Origin of the sequence: Novosphingobium soli (assembly GCF_042432915.1) — a bacterium.
Classification (GTDB): Bacteria; Pseudomonadota; Alphaproteobacteria; order Sphingomonadales; family Sphingomonadaceae; genus Novosphingobium; species Novosphingobium soli.
The window spans coordinates 333589-358966 of sequence record NZ_JBHLWK010000006.1; the positions used below are offsets into that span (position 1 = coordinate 333589).

The following is a 25378-nucleotide window of genomic DNA, read 5'->3' on the forward strand; positions in this document are numbered from 1 at the left end:
TCAGGCCGTCGCCGCCAGAAGTTGGGCGACCGGCGGTTGCCCAGGCGGGAACAGGGCGCCATCGTCGCTTTCGCCTTCCGTGGGCGGCGGATCATCGTCATTGCCTGCGTCAAATTGAGCAATTGCGTGGCAATCGTGCTCCGGTCGCGATCGCGGGATCGATCATGCCAAGAGATACCGGCGGCCCCAGCCCGCCGGCACCGGGCGCGATCACGCGTCGACGGCTTGTACGGGAAGCCGCGGCTCGAGATGGTTGCGAACGAAGCCGCGTGTGATTCGCAGTTCGCCGGACGCGACCTTGGCAAGCTGCTCCTCGAAAGTAAGCTTACGCGTCGCGACGGCTTCTCGTGCCATCCTCGCCTCCTCTCGCCGCATGTCCTGCCAATGTGCTTTCGCCTCGGCGAACCCCATACGGCCGAGGAGGCGCCGGAACGCGTAGATCTCCTGGGGTGAAGCCGGAGGCCAGCAGGAATAGGGCATGGGCGTGCGGCGAACCCGGCCGGGACGCCTTGGAGGCGGCAGGGCCCGGCCTTCGCCCGCCAGTTCGGCGGCGAAGTCGTCACGAAGCCGATAGGCCGTCGAGGCGCCGATCGCGAGTTCGCGCGCGGCTCGCTGGACGGGCACCCGATCGAGGAGCATCACGCGCAGAAGGTCTTTCTGTTCATCGGTTACGAAACGCGCGCTTTCAGCATGCACATGACGGACCCCGCAGCTATCGCATCCAGGAAGCGTTTCCCCTTTGCGACGCAGACGCCGGATAAGGCGGCCCCTGATCCTGGTACAGCTCGTCTTCGACACGCCGGTGCGCTCGGCGATCTTCTGTGTGCCGAGCCCCTGAAGGAACAGTTCCTCGACCTGCCTGCGCTTTGCGGGCGACAGTTTGACACCGCTATAAGCCTCGCCGCCGCCCGGCGGGGGCAGCGCGACCTTGCCGCGAGCGAGCAACTCACGATTATACCGCCGGCGCTGCTCGGAAACGCAGGCGGCCGAGACGCCAAGACGCAACTGAATCTCGATGCCCTTGTAACCCTTCTTTAAGGCATAGCGCAGTCGCTCGATACCCTCAGCCGTCAGGCGACCATGCTGATCGCGCTCTGCCGGACGGTATCCGCGCCGGACACAAAGGGCGATCGTCACCGCGTTGCAGGCGCTGGCTTCGCAGATACCGAAGTGCGTGCCGATCGCGCTGAACGACCATTTCTCGACCTCACGCAGCCGGATGGCTTCGTCGAGGTTCTCACCGCCAAGGCGCGGCCTCGGCGCGAGATTTCTATGGGCAGTCTTCAGGCCGAGCTTGTGAGCCTTGACCTGCAAGGCATGGACGCTTCGGCCCGGAAGCCGCTGCGCGACGCTGTGTCCCTCGGCAGGATAACAGGCACGCAACGTAACGATTTCCTGCGCCGTCCATGGCGCGGATCTTGGGATGGTCATGGGAAAGGACTCCGGTGCTAGAAGCGCCTGCCCTGGAGCAACCGCGGTCGTGATGGTCCGCGGTCCATTTGAACAGGCCTCGCCTGCTCACTCCCCCTCTCCCCTCCCCATGCGCCCTAGATCAGGCGCGTAAACCTATATGTCAGTATTCTGCGAGATATAGCGGCCGATCGCGCGCAGATCAGGCTGCAACGGCGGCTTCTTGTGGCACCGGCGTGCCTGCGCCATCCAAAGGCGGGCCCAGCGGCGCGTCACGGTCATTGCCCGCGTCGAACTCGCCCTTGGTGCTCGCCAGCTCGGCTTCGAGCTCGGCGAGTTCGTTGAGTTTTTCATCGAGCAGGGCGGCGTCGGGAAATGCTTGGCCCAGGCGGGCCTCGAAGGCGGGAAGACGCCGTTCGTTGGCCTCGAGACTGGCCCGGACGGCGGCAAGATCGGTGTCGAGATCGCGGATGGAAGACTCGATCCGGCCGATCGCGGTGCTTGGCCGCGTCTTCTCGGTCACCTCGAAGTCGGCGTGTTCGCCGTGGTGCTGCATCGCGATCACGGTGCACAGGTAGCGCCGTCCATCGGTGTCGAGAGCCTCGTAGCCCGAGAGTTCCAGACCGATGCCGTTGAAGGTGCCGAGAGTCCAGCGCGCCTCGGTGCGACCTTGCCGCATCCGGTGCGCATATCCGAGAAGTCGTTCGCCGGCAGCCTTGCGATCGGTGATCATTGTGCCGTCGCAATCGAAGAGGATCTCATCCACCTTTGTGAGAACACGATGGGCAAGATCGGCCTCGAGCCTGGCGATCTGCTTGTGGCAATCCTCGATCTCGCGCGTCGTTCGCGTGATGGTTCTGCGAATATTATACTGGTCGTCGACATGGGCATCGCGCAGGCGCAGGAGCCTCGCGACCTCGGCGTCGAGCCCGGCCTTTTTCATCAGGCGATCATCGCCCGATGCGAGCGCCTTCGCCAGCGCGAACTGGTTGACGTTGGAGCTGACGTCCTCGATCCGCCGGATCGAGCGGTCACCCGACATGGCCATGTTGATGAAGCGGGCCTTGCGCTCGAGCATCTGCCAGTTGGTCGCGTCCATCGAGCCGCTGGTGGCGTAGCCGTAAAGCTCGATCTCGTCATTCTGGTTGCCTTGGCGCTCGATGCGCCCTTCCCGCTGCTCGATATCGGACGGCAGCCAGGGAACGTCGAGATGATGCAGGGCCTTCAATCGCTGCTGCGCGTTGACGCCGGTTCCCATTGTCGCGGTTGAACCAAGAACGAATCGCTTGCGCCCTTGGTTGAGGTCGTTGAACAGGCGCTGCTTCGCGCTGTTCTTCTTGTAATGCTGCATGAAGGCGATCTGCTCGGGCGGCACGCCCATCGCGACAAGCCGATCGCGGATCCACACATAGGCGGAGAAGCCTCGCGTTTCGAGCGCGGCCTCGGTGCCGAGATCGGAGAAGATCATCTGCACCGCGCCTGGGAGCGGATAGGGCTTCCCGGTCTCCGGATCGATGTAGCGATAGTCGGCCGTCTCCTCCCAGATGCGATAGGCATTCTCGATCAGGAGATTGAGCTTGTTGCCCTCCTCGTTGCCGACATCCGCGTTGACGAACCGCAGGTCGATCGCCGAGTGGCGGCCATCGGTAATCACCGACAGCAGGATGTCGTCGCCCTTTTGGGGCCGCCCGCCGCGGGTCTCGATGGCCTGGATGCGCTTGGCGAGCACCCGCTGATAGGCTTTGAACGGTGCGCCGGATTTCGCGACGATGATCTGCCGCTTGCCGCCCCTGATGGTGGGGAGCTTGACGTACTGGCGCAGATCATCCTTCAAGACGACGTCGGCGACGCTGCGATACATCGCCATTAGGTCGGCGACATTGACGAACTCGCAGAAGCGGGTGACGGGCTTGTAGCTGCCGCTCGGCTGGAGTTCGAGTTCGGTGCGCGTGTCTCCGAAGGCGGACGCCCAGGCGTCGAATTCGTGCAGACCCTTGGCGTGAAGCTCGTCGGGCTGCATGAAGCGCTGCAGCGTATACATCTCGCCGAGCGTGTTGGTGATGGGCGTGCCCGATGACAGGATCAGTTCGCGTCCAGGATTGGTGCCGGCGAGATATCGGCTCTTCACGAAGAGATCCCAGGCCCGTTGCGAGCCCATCGGGTCGACCCCTTTCAGCTCGCCGAGATTGGTCGCGAAGGTGAGCTTGCGGAACTGCTGGGCCTCGTCGACGACGATCTGGTCGATGCCGATCTCGCCGATATGGACGAGGTCGTCCTTGCGGGACCGGAGGTTCTCCAGCCTTTGCTTGAGTCCCTCTTTCAGGCGTTCGACGCGCTTGCGCGAGACGCGATCCTGGCTGTCGATGCCGGTGATCAGCACCTCGTAGCTGTCGAGCTGATGTTCGATCAGTTGCTTTTCGAACGATGACGGCGTGGGCACGAACTTGAACGCATCGTGCGTGATGATGATCGCATCCCAATTGCCGGTGGTCGCCCGCGCCAGGAACCTCTGGCGCTTTTCCCTCACGAAGTTCGTGTCGTCGGCGACCAGGATGCGCGCGGTAGGATAAAGCATCAGGAACTCGCGCGCGATCTGCGCGAGGCAGTGATTGGGCACCGTGATCATCGGTTTGTTGGCGAGGCCGAGACGACGCTGCTCCATCACGGCGGCGCAAAGGCTGAAGGTTTTGCCCGCGCCGACCGAATGGGCGACATAGGTCGAACCCGACGCGATGATCCGCCAGACGACGCGCTTCTGGTGATCGCGCATGCGTATCGTGGTCGACGCGCCGGGCAGCTTCAGGTGCTGGCCGTTGAAGCTCCGGGGCACGAGATTATTGTAGGCATCGTTGTAGATGCGGACCAACCGGTCGGCGCGGTCGCTCTCTTGCCAGACCCAGGTTTCGAAGGTCGACTTGATCTTCGCCAGCTTCTCTTTCGCGGCTTCGGTGTCGACGACATTGAGCTCGCGGTGTTCAGAACCGTCGGCGTCGCGGTGCACGTCGTAGATCTTGGGAATATGGGAATTGAGCGCGTCTTCGAGCAGGTCGGCCGCGCTCCGGCGGCCTGTGCCCCAGGTCGAGGAGGAGCTGACGTGCCCGGCGAACGGGGCCTTGTCGACCGTCCAGCTCGCCAGTTCCACGGTATGGAGGATCCGGGTCTCGACCTCCATGATTTCGAGGATGAACGCCTCGATGACATCGACCGGAATCCACGGCGCGCCCAGACGCGCGGTGATCTCGCTCGGCTTGAGATCGACCGGCTGGACCGCTTCGAGCGCAGTGGCGACAGCAGCAAATCGTGGATCGGTCTCGGCCTTCTCGCGCGCGAGAGCGAGCTTGGTGCGAACCGGCCCTGAAAGAACTTCGTCGGCCGTGACCCAGTGATCGAAATGCGGCGTGCTGCGGACCGGGTCGAGATAGATGTCCCCGGCAAGATCGGCGAGCGCCTCGGCTTCGGTGACGCCGAGCATGCCGGCGATCAGGGGCAAGTCGACGCGGCCGCGATCGTGGAGGGAGAGAGCAAGGGCATCCTGCGCCGAGTGGATTTCGTGGGTTACCGGCGGCTTGACCACGCGTTCGGTGAAGATCGGGCCGGGCGTGCCGGTGTCGCTCACCTCGTCATAGGTCTCGATCGAAGCGACCAGCCAGACATCGGGATCGTCGAGGAAGGGCTGGAGATTGGGGCGGCGCTGATATTCCTTCTCGGCCCCTGTGTCCGGATCGGTGCGGATGCTGGTGATGGTGCGGTTGATCGGCCCGTACTTTTTCGCGAACTGCCGGTAGTGGGTGAGCAGCGTCTGCTGAAGGGCCTCATAGGGCCGGTCGCCCAACTGCGCGCGCAGGATAGCGCGGACCGTATCGCGGATCGGGACAAGGGCCTTGATGATGGCCGCGTGCTTGGGAAACAGCCCAGCGCCGCCGCGGCCGGATTTGACGCCGACGACGGTCGGGATGCCATTTACGATCTGGTGCAGGACACCGCCGGAAACCAGATAGCTGCCTTCCTTGAACTCGGCTTCGTCCGCGGCGGTGCCGACATGCACATCCAGCGTGGCGCCCGGCATATCGCGCAGCGATGTGGTGCGCTCGACCGGCTTGCAGACGCCCGCGTGCTTCGATGCGATCGCGGACAAGGAGGCCGCAAGTGCGATCGGGAGGTCTGCGTCTGGATCGGCCGCGCAATTATAGTCCATGCCGAACTGGCCGCTGCGCCATTCGTGGCGCCCGAGCACATGATCGGGATGGTCGAGGAAATAGCGGTTGATGCGTAGCGGCCCGAAACCTTCGTCGCTGTCGGGGATCGCGGCCAACTCGATCCAGTTCTGTGTGCGCGGAAGGGCATCGGCGGTGTGCTTCTGGAAGAGCAGGATATCGACGACGACATCGGTGCCCGCCTCTTGCCGCATCGCCTTGCCCGGAAGGCGCACCGCGCCGAGGAAATCGGCAATGCCGTCGATATGGTGGCGAGCCCTAGGATCGCTCTTGTCGAGCGAATAGCGCGAGGTCACGAACAGGGCGATGCCGCCGGGACGCAGATGCTCGAGCGATTTGGCGATGAAATAGTCGTGAAGTGACAGGCCGAGCTTGCCGAGCTCGGTCCGGTTCTGGATGGTGAGGTTCGAGAAGGGCGGATTGCCGATGGCAAGGTCGAAGTCGGCGGGCAGCGGCGCCTTGTCGAAATCGACGCAGCGGATGACCTGGCCCGGATACAGCGCTTTTGCGACCCGGGCGGTGACGGGATCGTTCTCGATGCCCACGAACAGCGTGTCCTGCGACAGTGCATCCGGCCGCAGCCCCATGAAGAGGCCGCTGCCGCATCCCGGCTCGAGCACCTGCCCGCCGGTGAAGCCGAGGATCCGGGCGGCGTCCCACATGGCGCGGATGATGTATTCGGGGGTGTAATGCGCATATTGCGTCGCGCGTTTGAGCGACTGGAGTTCGACCGGGGTCGTTTCCTCGACCAGGCTCCGTCCCAGTTCCTCCCAGCCCTCGCGATATTCACCCGGCCGACTGGCGAACATGTTGTTGGCAAGTTCCGACGCGCCGAAACCGATGAACCTGGAAATGGCTTCCTGCTCCGCCGGTGATGCGGACCGCCCCTTGCGGTCGAGCAGGTTCAGCAGCCTGATCGCCTCGACATTGTCGCGTGCGCGATCCTTCCAAGACGGTGACAGGGTTCTACCCGCGGCGAAGGAGAAATCGGTGGCTGCCTCGCGCGCCGGTTGTGCGGCATCGACGATGGTTGCCGTAAAGAGCGTCGGCTCCGGATCGACGGGGGCGACTGGCTTGGCGGGTGCGACCGGCTGGTCGAAGTCGAGGCAGAGTTGGAGAGCCAGCGCGGATGCACTGTTTCGCATGGAATGCTTCCTTTTTCGTGGTCTTGCGGGCGCGGTGCGGTGGCCCGTTCGGATGTCAGGGGGTCGGCGGCCTCACGCCGAGCGTCGGCTCAGCGGGCGTGTTTCGCGCGCGGCGGGGATGGGTTGGCTGAAGGCCTGGCGCCGTGATCGATGGGTGGCCGGGCGGCTTCGATCAGAGGTCCAGGATCGCCCCTTTGAGGACGGTATAGAGGCCGACATCAAACCGAAGCTCCTGAAGCATCCGGAATTTGGTGTCGCGGCGGGCATCGACGTGGAAAGCGCTACGTCCGGTGTCCGCTTCCTTGATCCCCGTCGAGAGACTGGGGTAGGTTTGTCCGGCGCGGGGGCCCGTCATGATGCGGGCGATTGAGCGGCAGTCGAGGGTGCGATCGAGGGCGTATCCCAGATCGCGCAACTACTGCTTGATTTGGCTGAGAGTGACCGGATGCCGGCCTTCGGCGGCTCGGGCGTCAAGCTCGTTGGCAAGGGCAGAGTTCATTGGCGGAAGTCCTTCGTCGAAAATACCGCCAATCCTCCTCCCCCTTCCCATCCACGACGCGTCTGCTCGACAGGTGGCATCTGCGTGTATGTCCCGCCGGGCCGGAAATGCGGGATCAGCCCAGGCGAAGCGAAGCCGCATATTGCCGGAGCAGGTCGGCCATCGCGGTTCGGGCATGCGCCTTGTTGCCGATCACGATCTCGGGATGGAGTTTCTCGCCGAACGGCGTGCGATAGCCATGGGCGAGCTCGCCGCTCGCATCCTCGACCACAAGGCGGTGGCCGCGAGGCCGCGCCGGACCCGCATAGCGGGCAGTGAAATCCCCGAGTCGTCCGGAAAGCCCGGCCGCCATTTTGGACCAACGGATATGGCCGGCGGCAAACTGGTCGCCGGGTGCGCGACCACGGGCGAGCCAGAGCCGGAACTGCGCGCGCTGCTGGAGCACCGAATTGCGGGTCCGCTCCATCGTTCGCGCGAGCGGCAGGATATCGGCGTCGGCATCGAGACGGTCGAGCTCTGCATCGTTGGCGACGATCAGGATGTCCGTATAGTCGCCCTGGCGCAGGATCTGGCGGAGCGCGGCGCCATCGCCGGCTGGCGGGGCCGACAAGCCGGATAGCGGATGCAGCCCGGTTTCGGCGCTGATGACATATTGGGCCGCAGCCTCATGTCCGGGCCGTCCGCTCAGCATAGCGAGGATGCCGATCGCGCCTGTCTCATGTTCCGAAGCGCCGAGCAGGAGCAGGCGGCGATGCCATGACACGGGCGCCGGGGTATCGGTCGGGTTTGGCCAATGGCTGGGAAGCGGCCGTGCGGCGCGCGGGTTGTCAGGACGAGCGATCTCGGACGATGTGGCCGCGAATGATCGTCGGGCGACATCGAAGAGGTCATCGGGCTGCCCACCGCCATCCAGGAACCCTTGGTGGTAAGCCGGGGGGCGAACATCCTGTTCCCCTGCTCGGTAGGGGGACGGTGGACGCGCTGGCCAACCCGCGATCGCCGCATACCTGCCATCGGCATAGGCGACCGACGCGTCCCAGTCATAGCCACGAACGTCGCGAGCATGGAGGATGAAGACGTGGCGGCTGTCGGTACTGCCATCGGCGATCTGGCGTTCGATGCAGGCGAAGTTCGCGGCAACTCGGTGGCGCTCGGTTTCCAATCCAATCGCCTCCATGAGGGGGCGCAGCACGGCAACGCGTTCACGGCCCCGCGCCATGCGGGCCTCCAGCGGCGCGTCGTTCGGCAGGTCGGGAAACCGACGCCAGGCGTCGGCGAGCGCATGCGCATGGTGGGCCGGACGGCCGTGCGCCATCCAGCATCCCGCATCGGCGGGATCGAATACATCGGTCATTCACGATTTCCGATCTCGCTTATCAGCGGCTGGCGAGCAGCACGTCCAGGGCGCGCGCGAACACATCGTCGCCGGCGTCATTGACGATCACGGCGTCGGGATTGGTGGCGCGCACGGCGCGGGCGACGATCGCGAGTGGCCGCTTGCGCAGCGGATATTGCAGGATTTGATCATGTTCGATCGCAATCAGATTGGTGCGGAGAAGGCGTTTGAGGCGTTTCCCCTCTACGGCCCGAAGAAGAAGGTCGCTTACCTCGATCTCGAGATCATGATCGCAGGCGAGGTCGTCGCCAAGGCTACGCGGGAGTCTATTGGCCGTGAGCCAGGCATTGACTTCGGCTTCGGTCCATCGGCCGACCTGACGATAGAAGTCCGCCCCGCCCGTTCCCTGGTTGCGCGCGTGGAAAGCAAGCTCGCCGTCGATCCAGACCTCGGCGGCAAAAGCGGCGGTTTCCTGCGAAAGCGCGGCATTGTAGGAGATGCGCCGTAGTTCGATTTTCATGGGGGAAGCTCCAGACTGCTCCACCAAACGGAGCGCCTTCCCTCATCCTCCTTCCCTTCGCCCGACCAAGAGATCGGTCTATACTGGGTGGGGATCGAAAGAACTCGCGACTTGCACGGTGAGGATGAAGCGGTGACGCAGTTTGTTTTTGAAGCATCGACTTTTGTGGCAAGCGGCCACCAAGCCGATCCCGGCGAATGGGGAGATGATACCCGTGCAGAGATCAAAAAATTGCGTGGACTCTATCCAGAGCTGTCCCATTGGGGAGACTTGGCAATCGGCGGCGCGTTCGGCGATATGTCGGAAGATGTCTTGCGTGTAAGCTGGGCGCATTGGCTATTCGAAGAGCGCCATGAGATGTTCTTGAACTATTGTTGTTGGCGCCAGACTCGCGGCCGATGGGACGGCGGGCTCGGTGATGAATTGGAGCAAGCAAACGAATGGAAGCACGAGTATGGCGGACAGGATTCTGAATGAGGCATCGCACATGCTAGAGCCGCCACCGCCATGGCTGGCCGAGTACGGCGGCACGCCAGAGGCGATTGATCGCTTCCAATCCTATGTGAGCAACCTGACCGTCGCGCATGTATATGATGCCTGGAAGGAAAGCAGGACCGAGCCGGTTCCGTTCAGCTATTGGCGATGGCATAGCGTCGCAGCGCCCGGCCATAAGCAGGACAGCCGCGACTGGCTGGAACTCCATCGGTCGTTGCGTGACTTTATGGAGCGTGGCGGAATCCTCGTCCTCATTGGGCCGACGCGTTCGGGGAAGACCTGTTTTCTGGAACGGATGGCGCCGCTTCGGATCATCGATAACTCCCGGTCGGGATCACGCCGCGACGCGCCGATTCCCCCCGGAGATGTTCCACCCGGGTTGTTCGCCATTGATGAAACCCACGCACATGATCGGCGCGACGTCGCGCGCGTGGCTGCGGATATGAGAGCTGAGAATCGCGGTTTCGCGATCGTGTTTCAGCGCCCGGAGAGTTTCCGGGATTATGAGATCGGGGCTCATCTCGCCCTGCAGGGGGTGCAGTTTCTGGAGCTTGTCGATCACACTCTCCGCTGAAGCGAAGGGGTCGCGGGCCTCATGTCATGGGCAAGCGATCCATCACTTGTCCCGGCCCTTCAGCAGTGCATGGATCAGCCGTTCCTCTTTCTTGCTGATCTTCTGACGGCGTCGATCGCGCTCGATTTGCTGTTGCACCGCCTCGGCGTTGTAACTGGGGGATCGCTCGGTCATGCCGGCAGCTCCGACCAGCCACCGGCGGCGCTTATCCAGACCATGCCCACCGCACCGGGACGCGTCTCAAACCCGTCGCTGCGCTCGGCAAGGGCGTCGCGGACAGTGACGCTGCCGCGATCGTTGGCGCGGAGCGGCGCGCGCCCGCCAAGCACGATCAGGTCGCCGCGCCCGCCGGGCATGAGAACCACGTCACCCGGTTTGACTTTGGCGGCGAGGACGCGGCCAATCGTATAGTGAAGCGTCCACTGATTCTGGGTGATCGAGGTCATGCGCCTTGTCCTTCCTGGGCCTCGTTCATGCTGCCCTGCGGCAGCGGGATCGGAACGGCCTGGCCGCTCGCGAGATTGATGAATCCACCCGCATGTCCGATGGAGCCGCGGCCGAGCAGATCGAACAGCAGCGCGAGGGCGTGGCTCGCCATGACTCGGTTGACGAACAGCGACTGTCGTTCGAGCGCCTCGGCCACCGAGCAGGATGGCGCATCGTCGTCGGGCACGCTGTCGTCGGCGAGTTCGGGGAAATATTCGAGCACCGTTGGAAGGCGTCGGCGATCCTTGGCCCCGGCCCGGCCTGGACAGCCGATGAGAAATTGTCCGTCGCGCGCGCGATTGCCGAGGTCCATCCAGTAGGCGGGGCTGTTCCGTTCTTCGGCAAGCGCCGCGCCGATCGCACGGCGGGCCGAGGCGGTGTCGACGCAGGTGATGAGGATATCGGCGCCGTCGACGCCAACCTTGCCGGGCGCACGTCCGTGAACCGCCTTCCAGGCGAGGCCATGGGCAAGGTTGATCCGCTCGATGAGCGTCCGCGCCTTTGAATTGCCGAGGTCGCAGCGAAAGAAGGGCTGTCGGCCGAGATTGGCCTCGGTGACGATATCGTCATCGACCACGGTGACATGCAACGATCGCGAGGAGATCTCGCGCAGCGCCATGTCGAGCGAGGCGAGTCCCATAAGCATCTGCGCGCCGTTGCCGCCGCAGCCTATGAGCAGAACCTTGAGCGTGCGGTCGCCGAATGCGGCCGGAAGATAGTGGCGGGCGCTGGTGTCAGGCGGCATGATGGTCTCCTGCAAATGGGCTGCGCGGCAGCGGCAGGAACATGCCGCCGGCGCAGAGGCGCGACGCTCTTGTGGGGCCGTCGGGCTGGTCCAATCGGCCGAACACGAGCGATATCTTCGTCGCATGCGCGTCGTCGGCATCGTCGGTGGCGCTGAAGAAGGCTGGCCCGGTGCCGTGACTGTGGATATCGCAGATCATGTGCCAATCGGGCGGCAGGACCGGCATGCGATAGACAAGGCGCGAGGGCGTGGCCTCGTCGATGACGGGGAACTCGACGGCGAACTCCCGCGTCGCCTCGTTCCAGAGAACGAAAGCCGCGGCCTCAATGGGCAGGGCGGCGCGCAGTGAGTCGAGGACAGATGTGAGGAATCCCGCGGGGATGAACCCGCAGCGCAGGTCTGCCTTTGAGCCGCCGACGCTGCCATAAGGAAGGTGCGCGGCGATCGGCCGCGTGACGGGAATGTCGAGCGCGAGCCATGGACGGCGCAGGATCAGGAGGACGCCATCCGTCCCCACGGCGAGGCCGCGCCCGACGCGAGCGGCGCGAAGTGCGTCGAGCGCCGGCGATCCTCCATGCAGCGGGACCGGATAGCAGGGCACATCGGCAAGGAGCGCGGCCGCCGTGGGATCGTCGGCGAGCAAGGCGGTCATTTCGCGCCTCCGATGATCCTGCCAAGGGTTATTGGCTCGGTCGATGAGCGCCGCCCCTGCCTGGCACCGGCGCCAAAGGGCTTGAGGCGCTTGATCGGAAAGCGCTTCGCGCGGCGGGCGGCAAGATCATCCCAGAGCCGGACGAGGCCGCCCTTGCCGCTGATGGTGAACTCCTGTCCCGGATTGGGGTGCGTCGACCAACTGTCGAACACCGCCCGCTCGAACTGGGGGATGGACGAAATGGCGAGCGCGCGCGGTGTCGGGATATTGCCCCAGCAAAGCGATCCATTGACGAAGACGTTGAGGATCGGTGAGTGCAGCACGCGCGTGTCGGCGGTCGGACGCTCGTTCACGGGCAGCGCGTAGACTCCGAGGCGCGACCGGGTGGCGATGAACAGATGTGCGGGATAGGGCACCGGCACGACCGTTCGTTCCGTCAGGACCTGAAGCCCCGCCAAACGCGTCGACAGGTTGAAATAGGCGGGGCGCACCTGTTCGGGAACCCACCAGACAAGCATGTCGGGGTGAGCGACCAGTATGTTTTCGGGCAAGAGTTCGGGTCGGACTGTCCGCCCGAGGGCTTCGGTCCATTGCCGCAGATGTGCGCGCGATAAGGGGACGCCCGCCGCAATCGTCGGCCCGCCCTCCTCGTCATGCTCGACGGTGTGCATGCTGGCGAACGCCGCTGCATCCCCGCGGTGGGCACCATAAGAGCTGAAATTGCGCGGACCTTCGCTCCGATAGAGCAGGATCGCGCCCCTCAGGACCAGGCCGCCGCCAGCGGCTTCGAACTGGGTTGAATGTTCGGACATTGGTCACCTCAAAGCTGGGTTGGATCGAGCTGGATCAGCTCTTGCGCTGCGAGCAGGAATTCCGCGCCGAGCCGCAGCGACGCGAACCAGTCGTCGATGTGGTTTGCGTGCCGAAGCGGGCAGAGCCCGGCCACTTCCATGAAGCCCATTTCCATGCCGTTGCGGGCGACATCGTCGAGTTCGCGCGCGAATTGATCGAAGGGAACGAGCGTGAGTGGTGGGAGGGAGGAGCATTCCTCGATGCCGGGAATGTAATCGCAGGCGACCTGGAGATCTAAGTCCCAGGCGCGGCGCTCTAGCCGGAAAGTAGTGACGGCTTTGTGCGCGGCGTGAAATCTCTTCAGTTTCCGCCGCAGGCCGGGCGGGAGCTGCGCTGATGGCGCCGCATTTTCCTTGACCATCCATTCGGGCCGACGCGCGTTCATTTCGGACGGCAGCGTGAGTTCGTTGAGCTCGTCGGCGTCCGCACCGTGATAGGCTATCAGGCTTTCGCGTGCGCCTTCGTCGTCAATCTCGCCATCCCAATAATACATCGAGATTTCGTTGAAGAGATCCTCGTAACCGAAGATCGGAAGGACCCGGCCAAGACACTGCTCGAGCGCCCTGTAGACGGCCGCGCGCCAGGGAATGGGAGCATCGCCGGTCTCGATCCATCTAAGGTCGATCTGGCCCAGGCTTTGGCAGATGACGGCGATTGCCGGTGAACCGTCCTCCTCATTGAGAATGGCGGCGACCCTGAAATCGGCGATTTCAATGGGATCGAGGATCTCGAGCACGGCGGCGTTGAAAATTTCTTCGATATGCCGACGGGCCGATGGGCGCGTGTACAGTTCCGACGACGTTTCCCGCGCAGCGACCCAGCGGCCGATCAGCTTGTGATGTGCCGGCAGCGGCGCATCGAATATCGCGGGGACATCCGCCGAGATCGCGACGGCGCGCCCGGCAAGGTCAGCCGAGCGGCGGGAGGGGCAAACCGGACGGGCATCCAAGCGGTTCCGGGGTTTCGCGGGTTCCGTCATAGGGGTCGGCGACGATCCGCGTATGGAGCGTCGTGGCCTGGCTACTGCAGGCAGGCTGGGAGATATCGGCCGGGTTGCCATCGTTCTCGATCCATTCGATGAGGCTTTTGCGGGGTGCGGCCGGGATAGCCGCGCGTTTGGGGTGCGGCATGGGTCAGCCCTTGGTGCCGATCGCGCGGCGATATTCGGTCACGTGCGCCGTCCCCGAAACGCCGGCGTCGATCATCTCGGCGTTTGTTATCGCCGGGTAGAGGGTGGCGTGATAGGCGCGCAGGGCATCCGGGTCGCCCGCGAGATGCGGCGGCACCGGAAGGTCGATGCCGTCGTAGCGATAGGCGCGCGTGAGTTGATTGACCTGCATATGAGATCTCCGGGTTGGTGATGATGGAACGGGTCGAGCGGCTCGGCTCAGAACAGGGTGGCGGGTTCATCCGCCTTGGCGTCAGCCGGGGGGCTGGTCGGCGTCTCGATCTTCGGCGGGCTGGTCGGCGCGGGCGGCTTTGTCGCCGCGGCCTTGGCGGCCTTTGCCTTCGCAGCTTCCGCCGCGGCGGCCCTGGCGTCCTCGTCCGCCTGCCGCTGTTCTGCGATCTGGTCCGCGAGCGTCCTGCGCGTCGCGATAAGCTGGCCGAGCGCGCCGTTCGCGCCGCGCGCCAATTCGGCATCGATCTCCGCGGCGCTGGCCGTGATCGAGATCGGCCGGGTCTCGCTGGCGTCGAGCGCGGCAGACTTGGGGTCCGCCTTGCGCGGAATGATGGTCAGGGTGACGGTCTCGTCGGGTCCGGCGACCATGTCGAGGCCAAGCGAATAGCGGACGAGCAGCGGGAGCAGGCTTGTAACAAGCATGTCGGTATCCTTTGTCTGGGAGTGTGGGGAAGCCGGTCAGGCAGCGAGTTCCGCAATCGGCGCTTCGGCCTGGTGGGCAACGCGGTCCGGGGGCGCACCATAAGTGCCGTCGAGGGTCATGGCGCTCGGCAGGCGCCCGGCCCAATCGAAGCCGATCCGATTGAGCATGCTGGTAACAAGCTCGGGCTTCTTTGAGGCGAGCATCTTCGCGAACCGCTTCTCGCCTACATGTGCGATAAGGCCGCATTCCTGGGCGATGAATTTGAGCTCGCCCTTCGTGTATCGCTCGAGAAACGACTGATCGACCTGCCAGCTTGGCCGAAGGTCGACCTCGAACATCCTGGCGAGATCGGCGACATGGCCGAAACTGACCACATCCTTGGCGTAGGCGGCGCCGATGACGGACAGCACGTTCACCGCGCGGGCGTCCGGCAGCGTGCGGATCGCGGCGATCTGGGCGCTGTATTCGAGGTCCGGAAACGCGGGGCCGACCAGCAGGCCGGCGCGCGATGTCAGCGTATCGGACTTGATCTGCGAGAGCGTGCCCGACATCGCCGCGACAAGGATGGTCGTGCGAGCCTGCTCAGCATTGCCGGCGAGCGCTCGGGCAAGCGCGGTTCGCCACATCGCCTCGCGAAGCTCGGTGGTGCGGGCCGCGATCGACCTAGCGGTGACGGCTGGCTTGTCCGCGGCACTGGCGCTGGTTGCGGGTTTGACCGGGGCGGCGGGCGTCGCGGCGCGCGTACCGGCGCCATCCAGGTTCAAGCTGGTAGCTTCGGAACGCGGTTGAGCGTCGGCCGATGGCGTGGTGTCCTCGATCACATCATCGTCTTCGTCACCTTCGATCGTCTCGACGGGAGGCGGGGCCGCGGCCCGTGCTGCCTTCGCGGCGCGTTCTTCCTGCTCGAAACGGATCACCTCGGCGGCTTCGGTCTTGAGTTCAAAGCACGCTGCGTTGGTGCAATAGCCATCATCGACATGGGTTTCGAAAAGCGCGCGCTGCGTGGCCGAGTTGAACGGGCAGGTGGTGCATTCGCTCTTGTCGAAGCACGCGCTGCCGAGGTTCTGCGTGACGCGCATCAGCAGTTCGCGCGTCTTGTTCACGTCGAGCCCGGCTTTCAGGATCGTTTCGAGGGCCTTGTCCTGCTTGTCGCCGGGAACTGCGGCGAGCAGTTCGGCGTGGCCGAGCTTGATCCGGCGTTCGTCGAGCGCGGTCTTGACCACCTCCGAGAGATTGGCGAGCGCGAGGCGGCGATCGAACTTGTCGCGGGACCATCCGAGCCGGCGCATGGCCTCGGCCCGGTCGCCATTGCATGCGGCGAGATAGCGGACAGCGGCATCCGCCTGCTCGGTCTCGGAAGGATCGTCACGATCGTCGTTCTCGGCGATCGCGGCGTCGAGCGCTTCCTGGTCCGTCATCTCGCGGATGATCACCGGCACTTCGCCATCGGCGCCGTAGACCTCCAGCCCCGCCCGGTAACGGCGCTCGCCACAGACGATGGCGAAGACGTCGGCTCTCGGGCGAAGCAAAATCGGCTGGATAATGCCGCGCAGCCGGATCGAGGCGACCATTTCCTCGTGCTTTTTCCGGTCGAAATAGCGCCGGGGATTGTCGCCCTTCACGATTCTTGAAAGCGGGAGCGTGGCGGGGTAGCTCGGATGTGGCGAGGTCAAGGCTCGTCTCCTTTTCGAATGTGGCGGCTGGTCAGGGCCGCCTCGGCGTCCAATTCGCCGCGCGTGCCTGGATGTGCGGAAGGCAGCTGACCGTCAGGCCGCCTGCCCCAACCACACTCCTCCCTCTCCCTTCTGCGCGATGCAGATCGTTCCAGTCGTTGAAGCCGCCGCCGGGGTATCTGGTCTCGATCATGAGGCCGGGCCGTGCGTGCGCTTGGGCGGCCCGCCGTGCGCAACGGCCGCCCGGCGGATCATCGTCGGGGAGGAGAATGAGATGCTCGACCCGCTCGGGAACGGTGACGAGCGGCAAGCGATCGGACCCCAGCGCGGCCCAAACCGGAATGCCCAGCCGAAGATGCGCGGACCATGCCGTCTCCCACCCCTCAGCGAGGGCGAGCACGGACGTTGCGGTCCCGAAGCGAACCGCGCCGCCGAGAGGGCGGCCCAGCAGCAGTTTCGGGGGATCGAGATCGGCGACCGGCACACCAGTGCGAGAATCGAGGAACAGCCGTTCTAGGGCTACAACGCCTGTATCGCATTCGACGGCGGCAAGCAGCGCGGGACGATAACTTACGGCATCCCCACGCCCGTATGGCACCCGGTCATGATAGCGGAGCGAGGGATGCGGACCAGTGAACCCCCGCTGCGCTAGGTAAGTCGCTGCCGGAGTATCGGTGAGCGCGGCGGCCTCCTTCCAGAGCCCGCGAATACGCCCCAAGATCTGGCGCTCCCGCCCAACGGGTATGGTGCAACCGCCTTCGCTCGAAGGGATGCGGTGCCGGTCGCCGCGAAGCGCGCGAATGACGTCGAGCGTCGAGCAGCCCGCGAAGCATTTGAACAGGATGCCGCGTTCACCGACCCGGACGGATAGGCTCGGGCGAGGATCGTCATGGGCGGGGCACCGGCACATTGCGCCCGATGGCTTCCATTCGCCGCCCAAGGATTTGACGATGCTGGCGGCGGCCGCATGCAAGCGGGGATCGGCGCTGGTCCGCGAAAGGGCCATGAGAAATTCTCCAGCTGAAGGCTATCCTCCAGCCCACACCCCTCTTCCCTTCCACAACGATGATCAGCGTTTCGATGTTGATACTGCGGAAGGAAGTGCGGCGGGAGTTCGCCGCAGCTAGAGCTTGTCCGCCTGGTATGCCCGTGCGAATATTCCGACATGCCCTGAGCAAGCGATCCGGAGTAATTTATGGCCAATCTGGAAAGGAAGTTGAGCCCGGAAATGCAGCAGACGGTTGATGAGCCAAATCCTACGGTTGTAGCCATAGAAAAGCTCATCCATGCCGCCAAAGGCGATGAACGAGCGATTGAGACAATCGTGCGCGGATATCTCCGTAACGCGATATACGTCTTTCAGCGCCATATGGCGGCGTGCGCCCTTCGCGATCTCGATCTGAAAAAGGACGATCTGAGTGAGGAGCTGGTGGCGCAGATTGTCGCGGATACCGGAGAATATATGGGTAAGTTTCGAGATTGGTTTCTTCTCGAATTGAACCGCGCCAATGTTAAGCCAAAGTCGACAAACTAGCGGGCGGCATCAGCCTCTGAGCCGGCTCGGACACTCCGCCGATCCTGCGACATGCGACCTTTGACGAACGGGAGAATAGGCCTGAATGCAGAATGGGACTGCATTCGCATCCCCGGCGTCGCCCGAAATCGACGCTCGGCTGCAATGGTTGGCGCAATCCTGACAGGTTTCCGCGTAGCCGAGCAGAAGGGCGCTGAAACAGGCCTCCATCTTTTTACGGCCTTCCGGCGTGAATCGGACATTGACCCGGCGTCCATCGGACGGATCGGGCATTCGCTCGACGATACCTTGCTCCTCCATCACCGCCAAGCAGCGACGGCCCGTCATCTCCGACGCTTTTGATGCGAGCCATAAGCTCGTCAGTGATGTCCTCAGTCCCTGGCTTTCACGCCAATAGAGGTCGAGAAGCATTTCACCCCCTGGATCTGAGCAGAGTGAGCCGAAGGCTCGCGTCGATGCCGCTCTGGCGCTGATCATCGACTTGCAGAGTGGCGCGAAAACCGCCGGGCGGCCGTGCCCGTCCAGCATGGGTTCAATATGAGCATCCTGTTTCATGGGCATCGCTCTCCGTCCCACTTGGGTATCATCGGCGTGCCGCGCCGATGTCCCGATCTTGCTCGCCCCCCACTGGTCGGAACGGAATGTTCCGAGGGCATCATGCCTGAAATGCCGAGTTCGGCAATTCGCCGTTATGAGGGGAGCCCGAGACGCAGAAGTGGTTAACAAAACGGTACTTTTTGGGCACGGTGCTGCGCGCGCAGACGGACACGCTGCCCAGTATGCGACGATCCAGAGGAAGCCGCTCAAGAGCGATCGTGATCTCGACAGGCTGTCTGCTCGCAGGACAATCGTAGTGGGTGCCTTGTCACTGTAGGAGGCCCACTTAGGGGATTGGAGGGTATTCGGGTTGTTGAAAAAGCAGCGGTTTATTTCCTCTCTGATACCTATGGTGCCCTGAAAATCCGGTTCGGCACACGATAGGCATGGGCTAAAGCGCGGCTGCTCTATCCGAGCCTGCTTTCTCAGTGCGCGATCTGGATCGCACCGGCGGCTTCATGGAAACGACATTGTCTTTGGGATTAAGAATCCGCGCCACCAGCGTCGCCAGCTTTCGAAGGGCGGCCGTCTTTTCGGCCAGATACTCATACTGATCATAGACCCCTTCCACGCCGGGAATAACATGTCCCATCACCCGCTCGGAGACGTGCGGCGAGACGCCAGATCGGATCATCAGTGTTTTTCCGGTGCGACGCAAATCGTGCAACACCCAATGCGGAATCGGATGGCCAGCAAGCTCCTCCATCTTCGCATCAAGCGCCGCCTTGTCCTTGGTGAAGCCGTTAATCGGCCCTTTCAAGCGTCCCTGGAAAACATAGGGAGCGCTCGGACTGGCGGGCTGCTTGCGAACGATCTGCATAACCATGGGAGGCAACCGGATATACTCGGCGTTGCCCTTCTCCCGATCTTCGGTCGGAATCGCCCACAAACCATCAGGCGTGAGGAAGTCCCGATGCATAAGTCTCAATTTCTCACGTCGCTGGAGCGTCAGGAGCAATGACTGACAGAACGCGCCGAACGTGCCTTGGGTCTCGCAAGCCCGCCAGAAAATTCGTATTTCCTCATCGCTGAGGATACGTTTGCGCTTCCGCTCGGAAGATTTGGTGCGTTTCATCCCCCGCACGATCGGGGAGACGAAATCGTCATCGCGCGCGGCGTGCCAATTGAACATTGCGCTAAGCTGAGCGAGCACCGCGTCTGATTGCGTTGCACCGCTCGCATCCTGGATCGTGTCGAGCAGTTTAGTCACATCACGCCGGGCAATGGATGCGATCAGACGGTCGCGCCACCGCTCATTGCCGTCGAGATCGGCGAAGATGTAGTGGTCGAATATCCGTTGGATTTCGCTGGCGGACCGCAACGGCGCGAGTGGCTTGCCGCGACCGTCTTTCTGCCCCTCTTTCATTACGTGGCGCTTTAAATACTCGGCGAACACCGACGCGATGGTGTCTGCTTCAACTTCCGGCTCAGCCTCAGGTTCAGGCTTGCCGGGATCCACTCCCTCGGCGATCATTGCTTTCCATTCCCGCGCCTTCTGGCGGGCGGCGTCTAGTGTAAGGCGAGAAACACCCTTAGCGACAACGTACACCCGGTCCTTCGCGTCAGCCGGGCAGTAATCTCCGAGAACACGCCGGCTGGCGTGCCCAGTTGTGCCATCACCTCCTGGAAATCGCGCCATGAGAAGAAACGACACCCGGCGCTTCGGGTTAATGCGAACGATCAACCCCGCCTCGATTTCGTCCATCCACTCGTCGCGAATCCCAGGCTCAGCGGCCTTCAGCCCACGGAGCCACGGATCAGAGAATTTTTTGGTAGCCATAGCAGCCTCAAGTGTGCAGCAAACTGTGCAGCAAATCGGAAGTGATGCCCGATTTGAGCTTGCTCAGGATACTGGCGGAGAAATGTAAAAAAATAAAGAGAAATCATATACTTCGTAGGTTACGCGATGTGCCCCTAGGTTACCCCATATTCCGCCGTGAGACGCCGAATCCAATTTCTCTTAATCAGCGGGTCCTTGGTTCGAGCCCAAGTGCGTCCACCACCCCCCACTCAATATAGCATCAGGCACGGACCGGAAGGCCGTAGGCTCCGCCCAGGTCGGCTAGTACGCTGCGCTTGAGCGCGGCACGGAACTCCACGCCCACGCGGTCGCGGCGGACCCACCGGACCTCGGCTTCGATCGGCTTCAGGTTGGCCATGCGCAGCTGGATGCGCTCGCCGGCGGCGAACGCCTCGGAACACCCGACGATCGAGCAGCCCCCTTCCGAGATGTCGCCCAGCTCGACGGGGAACACGTACCAGCTCGACTTGCGGCAACGCGCCTGCAGGAGCACGGTCCGCCGCTGGCTCAGCCGATCGCCGTTACCCTGGTCCCACATTGCCGTTCCCCGCTCGCCACAGGCAAAGATACCTAGCGCCGACAGGTAAACCCGAGGTTAGGGAGCCGCCTGTGCATCGCCCTGCAGCGCGGAGTCTGCAGGGGGCGCCCCGGTGCCCGCGATCTGGGCGTCGATCTGCTTGGCGCGCTCCACCACGGTGTGGTTGGCGGCTTCGTAGCGTTCCTCGAAAGTGGGCTCGCGCTTGCAGCCGGAGAGGAGGACCAGCAGGGCCCCGAGCGCCACCGCGCAGCGCATCAGTAGTCCTTCCTGATGCGCACGTTGAGGCTGTTCACGCCCGAACCGCCGGCCTGGCTCAGCACCGAAAGCCATTTGGTCAGGCTGACTTCGAGCTGGGTCGCCGTGAACCCGCGGGCGTCGGTGATCAGTTCGACGTAGATGTCGTCAGTCAGGTACTGCCCGGCCGCAAGCGCGGTGCCGCGGCCGGTCTCGTCGTCCGGGCCGAGGATGCGCAGGCGGTCGATGCCCGCGGCGGAGCGCAGCTTACCGAGCGGGTTGAGCCCGCCACCGGAGCCCCGCAGCGAGTTGAGCGACGAGGCCAGCTGCACCGCCTGGATCGCCGACAGGTTCGCGATCGAGCTGCCGAACAGGATGCGCGAGAGCACTTCGTCGTCCGGCAGGCTGGGGCTCGACGAGAAGTCGATCTGCGGGTTCATGGCACGGCCGGTCACGTTCACGCTGACCTCCACGTCTTCGATCTCCTCGGTCGCCGTGATCTTGACGGTGGGATCGATGGTCTGGCCGCCGGTGAACGAGATCAGGCCGTCGCTGAGATCGAAGGAGCGTCCCGCGAAGCCGAGCGTACCGCGCACCAGCTCCACTTCGCCCGAGATCGACGGCGCCGCGCTGGTGCCGCTGACGCGGAAGTCGGCGCTCCATTCGGACTCGAGACCCATGCCGGAGACGTAGAGCTTCTCGGGCGCGCGTAGGCGAAGGTCGAGGCGGATCAGCGCGAAGGCACTCGCTGCGGTGGGCGCCGGCTCGTCGCCGGTGATGCGCTTGGGGCCGCGGGGCGGCTTGAAGCGGACGCCGGTCAACCGCGGTATCTGGGCCGAGCCTTCGCGCACGATCTCATAGCGCGTCTCGGGCAGGCGCAGGTCGCCCGAGAGGAGCGCCGCTTCGCCCGCCGCCTTGGTGAGCCGCAGCGAGCCGGTGGCGGTGGCGGAGAGCGCATCGCTGCGCGCGAGCCGTGCCCGGTCGAGCTTGACCGACAGGTCCATCGGGTAGCCGGCGTCGGCCGCGAGGCTCACGGTGCCGCTGGCGCTGACGGTGCCCTCGCCCGCCCGCGCGCTGAGCGAGGTGAGCTCCAGCGAGTTGCCGGTGAAGCGGCCGGCCAGCGACATCCGCGTCAGTCGCGTGCCGTAGGCCTGGTTCTCGTAGACGAGGTCGCGCGCCTGCACGACGCCGTTGATGCACGGGTCGGACACGCGACACGAGAAGTCGGCGGCCAGCCCGATCGGGCCGGACAGCGTCTGGCCCGACAGGCCCGCGAACGAGAACAGGGTGTCGGCGGGACCGTTGAAGCGGATGCCTCCGCCCAGCGGCGCTTCCAGCAGCCGCGTGGTCCACGACCCCTGGCCGGGCCCGAGCGGGCGCAGGCTGGCGACCAGGCGCCCGATGACGGTGCTGCCGCGCCGGAAGACGGCGCGCGCCTCGCCGCCGTCGGGCAGCAGCTTGCCGACGAAGTTGATGTCCACCGGCTGGCTGACGGTGCTGGAGCTGGTGCGGGTGAAGTTGTCGAGGGTCAGGCGGGCATCGGCGCGGGGGAACGCGGTCGCACTGGCCTGCTCGAAATCCAGGCTGCCGCTGGCCTTGCCGCCGATGCCGTAGCCCGGGAAGAAGGCGTTGGCGAGCGCCAGGTCGATGCCTTCCAGGCGGCTCTGGATCTTCATGCCCGAGCCGTAGGTGCCCGCGAGCTTGATGCTACCGCCACCGAACGCGATGTCGGTGGGCAGCAGCTCGTAGCCCGCATCCTTGGGGACGATCCGCGCCGGGGTATTGGTCTTCACGTCCAGCCCGCGAACACGCCCCTGAAGCGCCACGCGCCATAGTTGGGGCTGGAGGTCGGCATTGATGCCCAGACGGAACGGCACCCCGCTCACGCCTTCGATCAAGCCCTTGGCCTTGCCGCGCCCGTTCCGGTAGTCGACCAGCACGCGCGCCGCGGCAAGGTCGAGCGAACCGAAGCTGGTGCCGGCGATCTGCGCGTCGGCAACGACCGTAGGCCGGTCATAGAGCACCGCGCGGCCGTCGATGATGGCCGACCCGATGGAGAGGCGCGCGGGTCCTTCGAAGTTGGCGTTCTGCGCGCGCAGGTTGAAGTCGGCCGCCTGGTACTTGCCCTCGGCACCGAGGCGCACGATGCCCCCGATGCCATTGCCGTTGGCCGTCAGCTGCCCGGCGAACGGACCGGAACGGGTCTGGACGATGCGGCCGGCGAAATCGACGCCGGAGAGATTGGCGCTGTTGATCTGCACCGTGGTGGCGGCGCCCAGCCCGAGCGTGACGTCGGCCCGCAGCGGGCCGTAGTCGGTGTCGGCCTTGGCATCCAGGCGATAGCCGCCGCGCGCGCCGGTAATGCGCGCATTCAGGTTGGCAAGGCCGATCCCCAGGCCCGGGCGTTCGGCGGTGACCCGCGCGTCGGGATTCTCGATGGTGCCGGTGACCCGCACGCCCAGGGCGCCGTAGCGCGTCGAGGTGCCGTTCGCGGCAAGCGCGAGACGGCCATCGGGCGACCAGCTCCCCTGCCCGTTCGTGACGCGCAGTTCGGGCGCGGTCAGCCGCAGGCCGGAGAACCGCACGACACCGTCCGAACCGTAGCGCACGTTCGTGGAGGCGGCGAAGTTCCCGCCGAGATAGGTCTGCAGGCTCTCGTTCAGCAGCCTGGTGGAGCGCGCTCGCACAGTGCCCTGCAACGCGAAGCCCTGCGCCTCGGTCTTGAGGTCCATGTCGGTGCGGATGTTGAAGATGCCGACGCTGTCGAGGCGATAGTTGTCGATCCTGCCGTCGACCGCGCCGGTATAGAGCCCCTTGCTCATGTCGGCGACGAGGATCAGCCCGGCATCGATGCGGTCCGAGCGCAGACGCATGTTGTCGGACAGGATGCGCGGCCCTTCGATCGCCAGGTCGCCATTCAGCGTGACGTTGGCGAGCGTGCCGCCGGCGACCGTATCGAGCCCGGTGATGCGGCTGACACGCGCCGCGACGGGTATCATGATGTGGTCGGCGTCGACCGTCGCCGCGCCTCGGGCGGAGAGGTTCTCCAGCCCCATGTCGTTCATCACCAGGCGGCGCGCGACCAGTTCGTAATCCACCCCCGGCGTCGCGAAAGCACCGTCGAGCTCCAGGTTCGCGGCGAGCCCGGCGCCGCTCAGGTTCTCGGCGATGGCAGCGGGCTTGAGCAGGGCAAAGGCAAGTCTCAGCCCGTCGAAGCGGTTTTCGCCGAGGTCCACCACGCCGTCCGGCACGAGGTTGAAGGCGTCGCTCGAGATGCGGCCGGACAGCTTGGCGCGCCGGTCCTGAAACGCGGCGACCACGTCCACGTCGGTGACGGGTCCCAGGAGGTTGGCGGTGGGCCCGGTGAAGAGCTTGGCGATCCGGGTCAGCCCCTTGATCCCGAAGGTGCCGTTGCGCGCTGTCAGCGCCAGGCGCGCCAGTTCGCCATCGCCGAGATTGGCGGCGAGGTTGCCGTTCCAGGCGGCCCAATCGCCCTTACCGCCGAGCGTCAGGCTGACCGGCTGGGTGAAACCGGCGAGCGTGGCGATCAGGCCGCCGCGCGGCGCCTGCAGGTCGACGTCCATGTCGAGCCGGTTGCGCTCGGGCACCGCGTCGAGCACCGCCACGAAGCGATCCCCGCCGCCGCGCCCGGCCACGGCGATCGTGCCGCCCTTGGCGCTGATCTGGGCGCGACCGTCGGCGATGTGGGCCCGTCCCGACACGGTCACGATGCGCCGCTCGCCCGAGACGGGGGCTTCGGCCACGAAGCGATCGATGCGCAGCATGCCGATGTCGATGTCGAGATCGGGCAGCAGCGGCGCATCGCTCGGCGGCGTCTCGCGGAACTGCGGCGAGCGGCGCAGCACGACCCGCTGGGCCGTGGCGCTGCGCACGTCGACGTGGTTCTCGAGATAGGCGAAGGGGCGCCAGTCCACCCGGATCTCGGGCGAATACAGAAACTCTCCCCGCGGGTCGCGGACGGAGAGCCCCCGCAGGATCATCTGGCCGTAGATCGAGCCGTCGATCCGCGCGACCGAAATGCGCATCCCGTTCTCGAACTCGAGCGCGGCGATCTGATCGGCCACGAAGCGGCGCCCGGGCCCGGTGTTGATCCCCAGCACCACCGCCACGACCAGCGCGACGAGGCTCAGCAGGACCACCGCTACAGTCTTGGCGATGCGCACGCGTGCCCGGTGCCAGCGCGAGGAGCGTGCCGCCGCTTCGTCCGCGGGATCAGCCACCATGGCAGC

24 protein-coding genes are annotated in these 25378 nt (G+C 64.8%); 3 read left to right on the forward strand and 21 right to left on the reverse strand.

The window, feature by feature from the left end; all coding sequences use genetic code 11:
- Positions 1-210: 210 nt before the first annotated feature.
- The 5 genes from ACFFJC_RS03540 to ACFFJC_RS03560 form a co-directional block, all read right to left on the reverse strand.
- On the reverse strand, positions 211-1431 hold the full coding sequence (locus ACFFJC_RS03540; RefSeq protein ID WP_379486099.1) for a hypothetical protein: 1221 nt from the start codon (positions 1429-1431) through the stop codon (positions 211-213).
- Between the two features lie 181 nt (positions 1432-1612).
- Complete coding sequence (locus ACFFJC_RS03545; protein ID WP_379486100.1) at positions 1613-6769, reverse strand: helicase-like domain-containing protein; 5157 nt, start codon at positions 6767-6769, stop codon at positions 1613-1615.
- Positions 6770-6941: 172 nt separating this feature from the next.
- On the reverse strand, positions 6942-7184 hold the full coding sequence (locus ACFFJC_RS03550) for a hypothetical protein (RefSeq protein WP_379486101.1): 243 nt from the start codon (positions 7182-7184) through the stop codon (positions 6942-6944).
- A 199-nt stretch (positions 7185-7383) separates the two neighbouring features.
- Entirely contained in the window at positions 7384-8622 is a 1239-nt protein-coding gene (locus tag ACFFJC_RS03555) for a hypothetical protein (protein ID WP_379486102.1), read from the reverse strand.
- A 22-nt stretch (positions 8623-8644) separates the two neighbouring features.
- A complete protein-coding gene (locus ACFFJC_RS03560; RefSeq protein WP_379486103.1) occupies positions 8645-9124 on the reverse strand; it encodes a hypothetical protein in 480 nt (159 codons plus the stop codon).
- Positions 9125-9256: 132 nt separating this feature from the next.
- Here ACFFJC_RS03560 and ACFFJC_RS03565 point away from each other — a divergent pair, with 132 nt between their 5' ends.
- A complete protein-coding gene (locus ACFFJC_RS03565) occupies positions 9257-9601 on the forward strand; it encodes a hypothetical protein (RefSeq protein ID WP_379486104.1) in 345 nt (114 codons plus the stop codon).
- Positions 9579-10193, forward strand: coding sequence for a hypothetical protein (locus ACFFJC_RS03570; protein WP_379486105.1), 615 nt, complete (start codon positions 9579-9581; stop codon positions 10191-10193). Before ACFFJC_RS03565 ends, ACFFJC_RS03570 begins: the two co-directional genes overlap by 23 nt.
- 42 nt (positions 10194-10235) lie before the next feature.
- Here the strand turns inward: ACFFJC_RS03570 and ACFFJC_RS03575 are convergent, their stop codons facing one another.
- Genes ACFFJC_RS03575 through ACFFJC_RS03625 form a run of 11 tightly spaced genes read right to left on the reverse strand, consistent with a single transcriptional unit; the run spans position 10236 to position 17430 of the window.
- Entirely contained in the window at positions 10236-10367 is a 132-nt protein-coding gene (locus ACFFJC_RS03575; protein ID WP_379486106.1) for a hypothetical protein, read from the reverse strand.
- Positions 10364-10639 carry a hypothetical protein gene (locus ACFFJC_RS03580; RefSeq protein WP_286866004.1) on the reverse strand — a complete coding sequence of 92 codons (276 nt, stop codon included), beginning with the start codon at positions 10637-10639 and terminating at the stop codon, positions 10364-10366. The genes ACFFJC_RS03575 and ACFFJC_RS03580 overlap by 4 nt, the downstream gene beginning before the upstream one ends.
- Positions 10636-11424 carry a PRTRC system ThiF family protein gene (locus ACFFJC_RS03585; RefSeq protein WP_379486107.1) on the reverse strand — a complete coding sequence of 263 codons (789 nt, stop codon included), beginning with the start codon at positions 11422-11424 and terminating at the stop codon, positions 10636-10638. The genes ACFFJC_RS03580 and ACFFJC_RS03585 overlap by 4 nt, the downstream gene beginning before the upstream one ends.
- Positions 11414-12076, reverse strand: a complete 663-nt coding sequence (locus ACFFJC_RS03590; protein WP_379486108.1) for a PRTRC system protein A — start codon at positions 12074-12076, stop codon at positions 11414-11416. The genes ACFFJC_RS03585 and ACFFJC_RS03590 overlap by 11 nt, the downstream gene beginning before the upstream one ends.
- A complete protein-coding gene (locus tag ACFFJC_RS03595; RefSeq protein WP_379486109.1) occupies positions 12073-12888 on the reverse strand; it encodes a PRTRC system protein B in 816 nt (271 codons plus the stop codon). Before ACFFJC_RS03595 ends, ACFFJC_RS03590 begins: the two co-directional genes overlap by 4 nt.
- 8 nt (positions 12889-12896) lie before the next feature.
- Positions 12897-13877: a hypothetical protein gene (locus tag ACFFJC_RS03600; protein WP_379486110.1), complete on the reverse strand. Its 981-nt coding sequence runs from the start codon at positions 13875-13877 to the stop codon at positions 12897-12899.
- On the reverse strand, positions 13837-14058 hold the full coding sequence (locus ACFFJC_RS03605) for a hypothetical protein (protein WP_379486111.1): 222 nt from the start codon (positions 14056-14058) through the stop codon (positions 13837-13839). The genes ACFFJC_RS03600 and ACFFJC_RS03605 overlap by 41 nt, the downstream gene beginning before the upstream one ends.
- 3 nt (positions 14059-14061) lie before the next feature.
- Positions 14062-14268, reverse strand: coding sequence for a PRTRC system protein C (locus ACFFJC_RS03610; protein ID WP_379486112.1), 207 nt, complete (start codon positions 14266-14268; stop codon positions 14062-14064).
- Between the two features lie 47 nt (positions 14269-14315).
- Positions 14316-14750 (reverse strand): PRTRC system protein E, encoded by a 435-nt coding sequence (locus ACFFJC_RS03615; RefSeq protein WP_379486113.1) that lies wholly within the window; start codon positions 14748-14750, stop codon positions 14316-14318.
- Positions 14751-14786: 36 nt separating this feature from the next.
- Positions 14787-16424 (reverse strand): PRTRC system ParB family protein, encoded by a 1638-nt coding sequence (locus tag ACFFJC_RS03620; RefSeq protein ID WP_379486114.1) that lies wholly within the window; start codon positions 16422-16424, stop codon positions 14787-14789.
- Between the two features lie 31 nt (positions 16425-16455).
- The gene (locus tag ACFFJC_RS03625) at positions 16456-17430 is read right to left on the reverse strand and encodes a DUF7146 domain-containing protein (protein ID WP_379486115.1); all 975 of its coding nucleotides are present in this window, start codon (positions 17428-17430) and stop codon (positions 16456-16458) included.
- A gap of 189 nt (positions 17431-17619) precedes the next feature.
- Here ACFFJC_RS03625 and ACFFJC_RS03630 point away from each other — a divergent pair, with 189 nt between their 5' ends.
- Positions 17620-17958: a hypothetical protein gene (locus ACFFJC_RS03630; protein ID WP_379486116.1), complete on the forward strand. Its 339-nt coding sequence runs from the start codon at positions 17620-17622 to the stop codon at positions 17956-17958.
- Between the two features lie 9 nt (positions 17959-17967).
- Here ACFFJC_RS03630 and ACFFJC_RS03635 read toward each other — a convergent pair whose 3' ends face one another.
- From ACFFJC_RS03635 to ACFFJC_RS03655, 5 genes are all read right to left on the reverse strand, one after another.
- Positions 17968-18513: a winged helix DNA-binding protein gene (locus ACFFJC_RS03635; protein ID WP_379486117.1), complete on the reverse strand. Its 546-nt coding sequence runs from the start codon at positions 18511-18513 to the stop codon at positions 17968-17970.
- Positions 18514-18946: 433 nt separating this feature from the next.
- On the reverse strand, positions 18947-20260 hold the full coding sequence (locus ACFFJC_RS03640; RefSeq protein WP_379486118.1) for an integrase arm-type DNA-binding domain-containing protein: 1314 nt from the start codon (positions 20258-20260) through the stop codon (positions 18947-18949).
- Positions 20261-20576: 316 nt separating this feature from the next.
- Positions 20577-20894 carry a PilZ domain-containing protein gene (locus tag ACFFJC_RS03645; protein ID WP_379486119.1) on the reverse strand — a complete coding sequence of 106 codons (318 nt, stop codon included), beginning with the start codon at positions 20892-20894 and terminating at the stop codon, positions 20577-20579.
- 57 nt (positions 20895-20951) lie between these two features.
- Positions 20952-21149, reverse strand: coding sequence for a hypothetical protein (locus ACFFJC_RS03650; protein WP_379486120.1), 198 nt, complete (start codon positions 21147-21149; stop codon positions 20952-20954).
- On the reverse strand, positions 21149-25372 hold the full coding sequence (locus tag ACFFJC_RS03655; RefSeq protein WP_379486196.1) for a translocation/assembly module TamB domain-containing protein: 4224 nt from the start codon (positions 25370-25372) through the stop codon (positions 21149-21151). The genes ACFFJC_RS03650 and ACFFJC_RS03655 overlap by 1 nt, the downstream gene beginning before the upstream one ends.
- Positions 25373-25378 lie beyond the last annotated feature (6 nt).